Consider the following 10,007-nt stretch of genomic DNA (forward strand, 5'->3'; position numbering starts at 1 on the left):
TCAGCAAGTTAACCCCCTTGGCTGAAACCAACTTTCCGCCTCTGCTGTGTGAAAACGCAGCAGGGCGTTTGTTGCATTCAGACAGCCGACAAATTAAACAGGGTGACATTTTCGTTGCCTGTCAGGGTGAATATACAGACGGCCGCAGCTATATTCCTGCCGCCATTGTCAACGGTGCCACCTTTGTTTTTTGGGATGATGACGGCAAATTCACATGGAATCCCGAATGGAACGTTCCCAATCAAGGCATTAAAGATCTGAAACATCGCGCCGGTATGTTGGCGGCACAGGTTTACGGCAATGTTTCAGACGGCCTTAAAGTTTGGGGCGTAACCGGTACCAACGGCAAAACCTCTATCACACAATGGCTGGCGCAAGCTGCTGATCTGTTGGGCGAAAAAACCACTATTATCGGCACAGTCGGCAACGGCTTTTGGGGCGCATTGGAAGAGACCACGCATACCACGCCTGCCCCTGTCGATGTCCAAACTCTGCTCTACCGCTTCCGTCAGCAAGGCGCAACAGCCGCTGCGATGGAAGTTTCCAGTCACGGCCTTGACCAATCGCGCGTCAACGGCGTGCCATTCCGCAGCGCAATCTTCACTAATCTTACCCGTGACCACCTCGACTATCACGGCACCATGGAAGCCTATGGTGCCATCAAATCGCGCCTGTTCTACTGGCATGGTCTGCAACACGCCATCATCAATGTCGATGATGAATACGGCGCAGAACTCGCAGGCCGTCTGAAAAAAGACTGTCCCGATTTAGCCGTTTACGGCTATGGTTTCAGCGAACACGCTGATATCCGCATTACCGATTTCACCGCTTCATCAGACGGCATGGAAGCCGTATTCCAAACACCATGGGGCGAAGGAAAATGCCGCACTCGTCTGCTCGGACGATTCAACGCACAAAACCTCGCCGCCTGCGTTGCCTTGCTGTGTGCCAACGGTTATCCACTCAATAACATTTTGGAAGTACTAGCAAAAATCCGTCCTGCTTCAGGCCGCATGGATTGCATTATGAACAGCGGCAAACCTTTGGTTGTTGTCGATTATGCCCACACGCCCGATGCACTGGAAAAAGCACTCTCCACTTTGCAGGAAATCAAACCGCAGGGCGCGGCCTTATGGTGCGTCTTCGGCTGCGGCGGCAACCGCGATCGTGGTAAACGCCCGCTGATGGGCGCGGCAGCCGTACAGGGTGCGGATAAAGTTGTCGTAACCAGCGACAACCCGCGCTTGGAAAATCCGCAAGACATCATCAACGACATCCTGCCTGCCGTTCCTGCGCCCGAATGCGTCGAAGCCGACCGCGCCGCTGCTATCCGTTACGCAGTCGAACGCGCCGCCGCAAACGACATCATTCTGATTGCCGGTAAAGGGCATGAAAACTATCAGGATGTACAAGGCGTGAAGCACCATTTCTCCGATTTTGAAATCGCAGAAAAAGCATTGGCAGAGCGCAGTTAAGTCATAACGCAAATATTCAGACGGCCCGAAACCTTAAGGCCGTCTGAAAAAGATTTAAACATATACAATAAAAGCAAAACGACACACGCATTACGGCACGTCAGCCATTAAACCCATCACAGTTGTTTGTTTCAGAAGGCTTTTTAACAAGGCCGTCTGAACAACAAGGAGACCGATTTGATGCTGAAAATGCCGATAAAAACCTTATTAATCAGTGCAGCCGTGGTTTTATTCGCAGGCTGTACCACCAAACAACTTCCGCGTCCTACTGCCGAAATCGATCAGTTGAGAGCGCAACAGCCTCCGGCCGAGCAAAGCCTGCCCAATCCTGTTAAAGGCAAGCGTTTTGACGACACTTGGGGTGCAGCGCGCAGTCAGGGGCGCAGGCATGAAGGTGTGGATATTTTTGCTAAGAAAAATACGCCGATACGCAGTACCACGCCCGGCATCGTAACCAAAATCGGGCGCAACCAATTGGGCGGTAAAGTTATCGGTATTCAAGGGCCGGGTGCTTGGCATTACTATGCCCACCTGAATAAATTTGCCCGTATCCGTCTGTATGAGCGTGTCAAAGAAGGGCAGGTTATCGGCTATGTCGGTAAAACCGGCAATGCTAGAACCACACCGGCCCACCTGCATTACGGCGTGTATCTGCCCAGTGGAGCAGTGAATCCGTATCCGCTGATTAATCAGAACAGATAGGCCGTCTGAACAAGATTTGAGAGTATGAACGCAAAGAAATTGGTTAAGGCAACGAATATCGTCGGTATGGTGGCAGTTGTGCTGCTGGTGTACTGGGTATTTGTTCTGATTCTATCCAATGTTTTCGGGCTTAAGGTATTCCGCGAATACATTACGGAAATTTTCCTGATGAGTATTTTGGGGATTTTTGCTGTGATGGCGGGTGCCTTGATACTGAACATCATGTTGAATCTGACCCGTATTGCCGAGCGAGGACAAGAGGAAGAAAGCAAAGGTGGCCGGAAAACCTTATATTTGTTGTTGGCCGTATTTCCCGTTTTGGCCGCTTTGCTATTTGGCGGAAATTATCTGACGGTTCAGAAAAAACGTCAGATTTTGACTCAATCGCTAGAGCGCATCGTCAAGGACAATCCGTCGCAAATCAACGCATTGGCAGATTATCGTTTTGATTTTGCGTATATTAAAAAAGCAGCGTTAATCCTTGAGCTGATGTCGAAGGAAGATTCTGCCTTTAAAGCCGCTACGGTGATTGTGCCGGATACGATCGGTAATAAACAGGTTTATTTGGCTTTCTCAGCCGATTCCCAGTTAAGTGGGATTGATGAGCAGGCACCCGATACTCAGGGAACAGGCAACGATAATGATTTTGTCGTTACTCGGAATGGCAATAAAGAAACAATCAGCAAAACGCAATATCTTTATGTTCCAAATCTGAGCGAGCGTGAATACTTGCAGAGGGTATTTGCCGGACAAACAAATGAAATACGTTATGAGGCAAAAGACGGCAATTACAGCCTTTGCCACCCCTACCGCCAAAACGGTAAAACCATTGTATTGTGTTTTTCCGATTACCAGCAGTACGGGAAAATCGGCAGTTGATAAGAGAAAGTGATTTATAGTATGAAAAGTTGGTTTTTTAATACCTTTCCTGATTATAAAAAATTGCCTAAAAGCGGCAAATTTATGGCATGGTTGACTTTTGTGCAGGGCGTGGTTTGGTTGATTCTGGCATCAATTCAGAGTGTGCAAGGATTGATTAACAACATGGCATGGGCTGTGTTTTTTGGGATTTTACTTTTCATTTTGGGTGTGTTGGCGCTGTCTGCAGCATGGAATGCGTTTAAATTCCGTGCAGTAGGTTTTAATAGAATGATATATGTGTACACGCCATGCTTGTTGCAAATAGTCTTTGTAGGAGAGGCATTTTCTTTTACGTATTATATAGAAAGTGTACTGCAATTATCATTTAGCCTTACGGTACATAAGCTTACTGTCGGTGTAAATTTTGCCGCTATTCTTTTTATTGTGCTGGCAAGACGCAATTATCGTCATTTAAAAATGGTTTCCCAAAATACGGATAAAAATGTGGAGCCGTTAGAACAAGGACAAGAAACACAACCATGAAATCACTAGACCTAAATTTCATCTGCCAAACTCTCGGCCTTCCGATGCCGTCTGAAAATCAACCCGTTTCGCGTATTGTTACAGACAGCCGCGATATTCAGGACGGCGACGTATTTTTCGCGCTTGCCGGTGAACGCTTTGACGCGCATGACTTTGTTGAAGATGTGTTGGCAGCGGGGGCAACGGCAGTTGTGGTTTCGCGCGAAGATTGTGCGGCTTTGAAAGGCGCGTTGAAGGTTGACGATACGCTTGTGGCTTTGCAAAAACTGGCGAAGGCGTGGCGTGAAAATGTGAATCCGTTTGTCTTCGGCATTACCGGCTCTTCCGGCAAAACAACGGTTAAAGAGATGTTGGCCGGCGTATTGCGTCATCGATTCGGTGATGAAGCTGTGTTGGCGACTGCCGGCAATTTCAACAACCATATCGGCTTGCCGCTGACTTTGTTGAAACTGAACGAAAAACATCGCTATGCCGTCATCGAGATGGGTATGAACCATTTTGGCGAATTGTCTTTGCTGACCCGAATTGCCAGTCCGAATGTTGCTTTGGTCAATAACGCTTTGCGCGCGCATGTCGGTTGCGGTTTTGATGGCGTCGGCGATATTGCCAAAGCCAAAAGTGAAATCTACGAAGGTTTGCTTTCAGACGGCATTGCGCTGATTCCGTGCGAAGATGCCAATATCGCTACATTTGAAGCGGCTACTGCGCAATTGAACGCTCAGACTTTCGGCGTTGCCAGTGGCGATATCCATGCAGAAAATATTGAGTTGAAACCGTTGTCCTGCGAATTTGATTTGGTGCGTGGTAATGAACGTGTTGCCGTGGTATTGCCAGTCCCCGGTCGCCACAATGTGCATAATGCCGTAGCGGCTGCTGCTCTGGCTTTGGCGGCAGGTTTGAGTCTTGCCGAAGTTTCAGACGGCCTGAAAAATTTCAGTAATATCAAAGGCCGTCTGAATATCAAGCAAGGCATTAAGGGTGCAACTTTGATTGACGATACTTATAATGCCAACCCCGACAGCATGAAAGCCGCCATTGATGTGCTCGCCGCTATGCCTGTGCCGCGTATTTTTGTGATGGGCGACATGGGCGAATTGGGCGAGGACGAAGCCACCGCCATGCACGCCGAAGTCGGCGCGTATGCACGGGATAAAGGCATCGAGGCCGCGTATTTTGTCGGCGACAACAGCGTTGAAGCGGCAGAAACATTTGGCGCGGAAGGTTTGTGGTTTGCAGACAAAGATCCGCTGATTCAAGTGTTGAGCCACGATTTACCTGAACGCGCTACTGTATTGGTCAAGGGCTCGCGCTTTATGAAGATGGAAGAAGTGGTCGAGGCGTTGGCAGCAACAACCGCGTAAAAGACCGTCTGAAATATGAAAAAGATTTTACTATTGACTGGTTTGCTGATTGCCGCGTTTTATGCCGGAATGAAAGTACAGGCATTTATTTATGAAGATACCTGTTTGGACTTGGGCGGCGGAAAGAATCCTGGAAACTATCCGATTTGCGTGGTAGAGAAATAATCTTACTCAACAAGGCCGTCTGCAATTTCAGACGGCATACCGATTTATTCTTAATTGGGCAATAAGCCCGCTGTAACAACAAAAACAAAAAAGGAAGCCCCATGTTTTTATGGCTCGCACATTTCAGTAACTGGTTAACCGGTCTGAATATTTTTCAATACACCACATTTCGTGCCGTAATGGCTGCGCTGACTGCGCTGGTATTTTCATTATTGTTGGGTCCGTGGACCATTCGCAAGCTGACTGCGCTTAAAGTCGGCCAAGCCGTCCGTACCGACGGACCTCAAACCCACCTGATCAAAAACGGTACGCCAACCATGGGCGGCTCGCTGATTTTAACCGCCATTACCGTGTCCACAATCTTGTGGGGCAACTGGGCAAATCCTTATATCTGGATTCTCTTAGGAGTCTTGCTTGCTACCGGCGCACTCGGTTTTTACGACGACTGGCGCAAAGTGGTTTATAAGGACCCTAACGGCGTGTCTGCCAAATTCAAAATGGTGTGGCAATCCAGCGTTGCCATTATCGCCGGTTTGGCGTTGTTCTACCTTGCGACAAATTCTGCCAACAATATCCTGATTGTTCCCTTCTTCAAACAAGTTGCCTTGCCGCTTGGTGTAGTCGGCTTCTTGGTATTGTCCTACCTGACCATCGTCGGCACATCCAATGCTGTTAACCTGACCGACGGTTTGGACGGCTTGGCCGCATTCCCCGTTGTACTTGTCGCCGCCGGCCTTGCTATCTTTGCTTATGCCAGCGGTCACTCCCAATTTGCCCAATACCTGCAATTGCCTTACGTTGCCGGCGCAAACGAAGTGGTGATTTTCTGTACCGCTATGTGTGGCGCATGTCTTGGCTTTTTGTGGTTTAACGCCTATCCGGCGCAAGTCTTTATGGGCGATGTCGGCGCACTCGCGCTTGGCGCGGCGCTCGGTACCGTTGCCGTCATCATCCGCCAAGAATTTGTCCTCGTCATCATGGGTGGCCTGTTTGTTGTTGAAGCCATTTCCGTTATGTTGCAAGTCGGTTGGTACAAACGAACCAAAAAACGCATCTTCCTGATGGCACCCATCCATCACCACTACGAACAAAAAGGCTGGAAAGAAACCCAAGTCGTCGTCCGTTTCTGGATTATTACCATCGTCTTGGTGCTGATTGGTTTGAGTACCCTCAAAATCCGCTAAATCTCCAAAGGCCGTCTGAAAATTTCAGACGGCCATTATGTAAGGTAAGCATGCTTGCCTGAATCCTACGTCTCAAAATAAATCCCGCAATAATCCACACAGAAAGTCCCCAAGCATGTACCAATCTTTTGGCGGTGCAACCGGCATCCGCACCCTGACCGACCGTTTCTACGACTTGATGGAACTTGAGCCGCAATACCAAGCCTTGCGCCAAATGCACGGCGAAGACATGACCCTGATACGCGAAAAGCTCTACGAATTTTTTAGCGGCTGGCTCGGCGGCCCGCAACTTTTTGTCGAAAAATACGGCCATCCCCAACTGCGCGCCCGCCATATGCCTTTTGCCGTCAACGTACAAGTCCGCAACGAATGGATCGCCTGCTTTGCCCAAGCCATGAGCGAACTGGACATCGACAAAGCACTTGCCGAACCTGTTTTAATCCAAGTTTTTGCCATGGCAGATTGGTGCCGTAACCAAAACGAAGATGGTATCGAACCGCCTATGCCGCCGATGGCGGTTGATCCATGGGTACGTGCCCCGGAATTGCAGCAGATTTTAGCCAGCTATGATGTCAACGGATTTTTTGAGGAATTCACTAGTTGAGGCCGTCTGAAAAAACTAGGATAAAATAGAAACAATAATTTGAAAGAAATGGATTTTAGAATGAATAAATTATTAAAAAAAATGATGGTAGCCCTGTTGTCTTTGGGCTTGGCGCAGGCAGTTTGGGCTGACAGTCTCCAAGATTACAAGAAAACCCTTCAAGCTGCGGAGCAAGGAAATGCTAAAGCCCAATTTAGTTTGGGTAAGATGTATTACAAAGGTGAAGGAGTCCGTCAAGACTATGCACAGGCAGTGCAGTGGTATCGTAGGGCTGCAGAACAAGGGGATGCCAAAGCCCAATATAATTTGGGTGTGGCGTATGACAATGGGCAAGGAGTCCGTCAAGACGATGCACAGGCAGCGCAGTGGTATCGCAAGGCTGCGGAACACGGGGTTGCAGAAGCTCAATTTAATTTGGGTGTGATGTATGCCAAAGGGCAAGGCGTCCGTCAAGACTATGTACAGGCGGTGCAGTGGTATCGTAGTGCTGCAGAACAAGGGTATGCTGCAGCCCAATATAATTTGGGTCTGATGTATGTCAATGGGAGAGGAGTCCGTCAAGACTATACACAGGCAGTGCAGTGGTATCGTAGGGCTGCAGAACAAGGATATGCCAATGCCCAAAATAATTTGGGTTCGGCGTATGCCGATGGGCGAGGAGTCCGTCAAGACTATACACAGGCAGTGCAGTGGTATCGCAAGGCTGCAGAACAAGGGGATGCCAAAGCCCAATATAATTTGGGTGTGGCGTATGCCAATGGGCAAGGCGTCCGTCAAGACGATGCACAGGCAGTGCAGTGGTATCGCAATGCGGCAGAACAAGGGGATGCCGATGCCCAAAATAATTTGGGTTCGGCGTATGCCGATGGGCGAGGAGTCCGTCAAGACTATACACAGGCAGTGCAGTGGTATCGTAGGGCTGCAGAACAAGGGTATGCCGATGCCCAATTCAATTTGGGCAATATGTATTACAAAGGGCACGGCGTGCGCCAAGACAGCGCCCTTGCCCAAGAATGGTACGGTAAGGCTTGCGACAACGGAGACCAAAAAGGCTGCGACAATTACCGCCGTTTGAAGCTGGGTTATTGATCGGCTGTAAAATGCCGTCTGAAAAATAAATCTTCGGAAAAGGAAAAAACTATGAAACAAAAATTGATTTTATTTGCACTGCTGCTGGTCAGTCCGTTTGCCTTTGCTGCGCCGAGCGTGTTTGGTATGGAAATCGGCAAAACGACCGAAGCGGAAGCGGGTAGGATGTACCGTCTTAGTAAAGAACAGCTCAATCCGTATTCGGGTGGCTACCAATATTCGGTTAACCCGAAAGCCATCGATTTTAGCGGCTTGGAGCAGGTAACGCTGATTTTCGACGAGAAAAAGGTGTTGGTTTATGTGCAGGCTGTTTTCCCAAAATACAAATTCGAAGAGCTGATGAAGATGCTCGGGAGCAAATACAAGCCGGTCAGCAGACAGATTCCGTTTGTTGGTGACAAAATAGCGGTATTCCACGACGGCGGTACGCGGATTACACTGGAAGGTCCGCATATGAGTTTCAATACTACGCTGACTTATGCCCAAAACAGTTTGCTGGAAAAATACAAGCGGATTAACCAGCAAAACCAAAATCACAGAAGGGCAAAAGAAGCCTCGATGCTCTAAGCGGCTTGAGCAGGGGGCGGACATCCTCCTGCTTCATATGATCTGTTTTAGGACAAAACCAAAATGACTTTTCAAAATAAAAAAATCCTCGTCGCCGGACTTGGCGGCACGGGTATTTCCATGATTGCCTATCTGCGCAAAAACGGTGCGGAGGTTGCTGCATATGATGCGGAGCTGAAAGCCGAACGTGTGTCGCAAATCGGTAAGATGTTTGATGGGCTGGTGTTTTACACGGGCCGTCTGAAAGATGCGTTAGATAATGGTTTCGATATTCTGGCGCTCAGTCCCGGCATCAGTGAGCGTCAGCCGGATATCGAGGCCTTCAAGCAAAACGGCGGACGCGTGTTGGGCGACATCGAATTGCTGGCGGACATTGTGAACCGCCGCGGCGACAAGGTGATTGCGATTACCGGCAGCAACGGCAAAACCACGGTAACGAGCCTGGTCGGTTATCTCTGCATCAAGTGCGGGCTGGATACCGTTATCGCGGGCAATATCGGCACGCCGGTTTTGGAGGCGGAATTGCAGCGTGAAGGCAAAAAAGCGGACGTGTGGGTGTTGGAGCTTTCCAGCTTCCAACTGGAAAACACTGAAAGTCTGCGCCCGACTGCAGCGACGGTGCTGAACATTTCCGAAGACCATCTCGACCGCTACGACGACCTGCTCGACTACGCGCATACCAAGGACAAGATTTTCCGTGGCGATGGCGTGCAGGTTTTAAATGCAGACGACGTGTTCTGCCGCGCGATGAAACGGGCAGGGCGCGAGGTGAAATGGTTTTCGTTGGAACATAAAGCCGATTTTTGGTTGGAACGCGGGACGAGTCGCCTGAAACAAGGCGATGAAGATTTGATTGCCACGCAAGACATTCCGTTACAAGGTCTGCACAACGCCGCCAACGTGATGGCTGCCGTGGCTTTGTGTGAGGCCATCGGTTTACCGCGCGAAGCATTGCTCGAACACGTCAAAACCTTCCAAGGACTGCCGCACCGCGTGGAAAAAATCGGCGAGAAAAACGGCGTGGTGTTCATCGACGACAGCAAAGGCACGAACGTCGGCGCGACTGCCGCCGCGATTGCCGGTTTGCAAAATCCGCTCTTCGTGATTTTGGGCGGCATGGGCAAAGGGCAGGACTTCACGCCCCTGCGCGATGCGCTTGCCGGCAAGGCAAAAGGCGTATTCCTGATCGGCGTCGATGCGCCGCAAATCCGCCGCGATTTGGACGGCTGCGGTCTGAATATGACCGACTGCGCCACTTTGGAAGAAGCGGTTCAGACGGCATGTGCCCAAGCCGAAGCGGGCGATATCGTGTTGCTCAGCCCAGCTTGTGCGAGCTTCGATATGTTCAAAGGCTATGCACACCGTTCGGAAGTGTTTATCGAAGCGTTTAAGGCTTTGTAAGGCCGTCTGAAAGATGAAAGTCGGGTTGAAAATCGGCTTGGCGACAGTTGTACTT

11 protein-coding genes are annotated in these 10,007 nt (G+C 49.6%); all 11 read left to right on the forward strand.

Annotated elements, in window-relative coordinates; translation table 11 throughout:
* The coding region (locus ACTHUE_RS06585; protein ID WP_440403037.1) for a UDP-N-acetylmuramoyl-L-alanyl-D-glutamate--2,6-diaminopimelate ligase at positions 1 to 1,475 on the forward strand (1,475 nt) is incomplete at its 5' end.
* A gap of 180 nt (positions 1,476 to 1,655) precedes the next feature.
* Positions 1,656 to 2,177 carry a M23 family metallopeptidase gene (locus tag ACTHUE_RS06590; RefSeq protein ID WP_219089670.1) on the forward strand — a complete coding sequence of 174 codons (522 nt, stop codon included), beginning with the start codon at positions 1,656 to 1,658 and terminating at the stop codon, positions 2,175 to 2,177.
* A gap of 24 nt (positions 2,178 to 2,201) precedes the next feature.
* Positions 2,202 to 3,056 (forward strand): peptidase, encoded by an 855-nt coding sequence (locus ACTHUE_RS06595; RefSeq protein WP_219089340.1) that lies wholly within the window; start codon positions 2,202 to 2,204, stop codon positions 3,054 to 3,056.
* 21 nt (positions 3,057 to 3,077) lie between these two features.
* Entirely contained in the window at positions 3,078 to 3,581 is a 504-nt protein-coding gene (locus tag ACTHUE_RS06600) for a hypothetical protein (protein ID WP_219089342.1), read from the forward strand.
* Positions 3,578 to 4,942, forward strand: coding sequence for a UDP-N-acetylmuramoyl-tripeptide--D-alanyl-D-alanine ligase (locus tag ACTHUE_RS06605; RefSeq protein WP_440423145.1), 1,365 nt, complete (start codon positions 3,578 to 3,580; stop codon positions 4,940 to 4,942). The genes ACTHUE_RS06600 and ACTHUE_RS06605 overlap by 4 nt, the downstream gene beginning before the upstream one ends.
* A gap of 15 nt (positions 4,943 to 4,957) precedes the next feature.
* Complete coding sequence (locus tag ACTHUE_RS06610; protein ID WP_049335337.1) at positions 4,958 to 5,107, forward strand: hypothetical protein; 150 nt, start codon at positions 4,958 to 4,960, stop codon at positions 5,105 to 5,107.
* 101 nt (positions 5,108 to 5,208) lie between these two features.
* Positions 5,209 to 6,291 (forward strand): phospho-N-acetylmuramoyl-pentapeptide-transferase, encoded by a 1,083-nt coding sequence (gene mraY, locus ACTHUE_RS06615; RefSeq protein ID WP_003685861.1) that lies wholly within the window; start codon positions 5,209 to 5,211, stop codon positions 6,289 to 6,291.
* Between the two features lie 115 nt (positions 6,292 to 6,406).
* Positions 6,407 to 6,895: a group II truncated hemoglobin gene (locus ACTHUE_RS06620; protein ID WP_440423147.1), complete on the forward strand. Its 489-nt coding sequence runs from the start codon at positions 6,407 to 6,409 to the stop codon at positions 6,893 to 6,895.
* Between the two features lie 60 nt (positions 6,896 to 6,955).
* Entirely contained in the window at positions 6,956 to 7,984 is a 1,029-nt protein-coding gene (locus tag ACTHUE_RS06625) for an SEL1-like repeat protein (RefSeq protein WP_219089346.1), read from the forward strand.
* Positions 7,985 to 8,035: 51 nt separating this feature from the next.
* Positions 8,036 to 8,551: a hypothetical protein gene (locus tag ACTHUE_RS06630; RefSeq protein WP_219089348.1), complete on the forward strand. Its 516-nt coding sequence runs from the start codon at positions 8,036 to 8,038 to the stop codon at positions 8,549 to 8,551.
* Positions 8,552 to 8,614: 63 nt separating this feature from the next.
* Positions 8,615 to 9,952, forward strand: coding sequence for a UDP-N-acetylmuramoyl-L-alanine--D-glutamate ligase (murD, locus tag ACTHUE_RS06635; protein ID WP_440423149.1), 1,338 nt, complete (start codon positions 8,615 to 8,617; stop codon positions 9,950 to 9,952).
* Positions 9,953 to 10,007 lie beyond the last annotated feature (55 nt).

The sequence above is a fragment of the Neisseria sp. P0021.S005 genome (assembly GCF_051956955.1).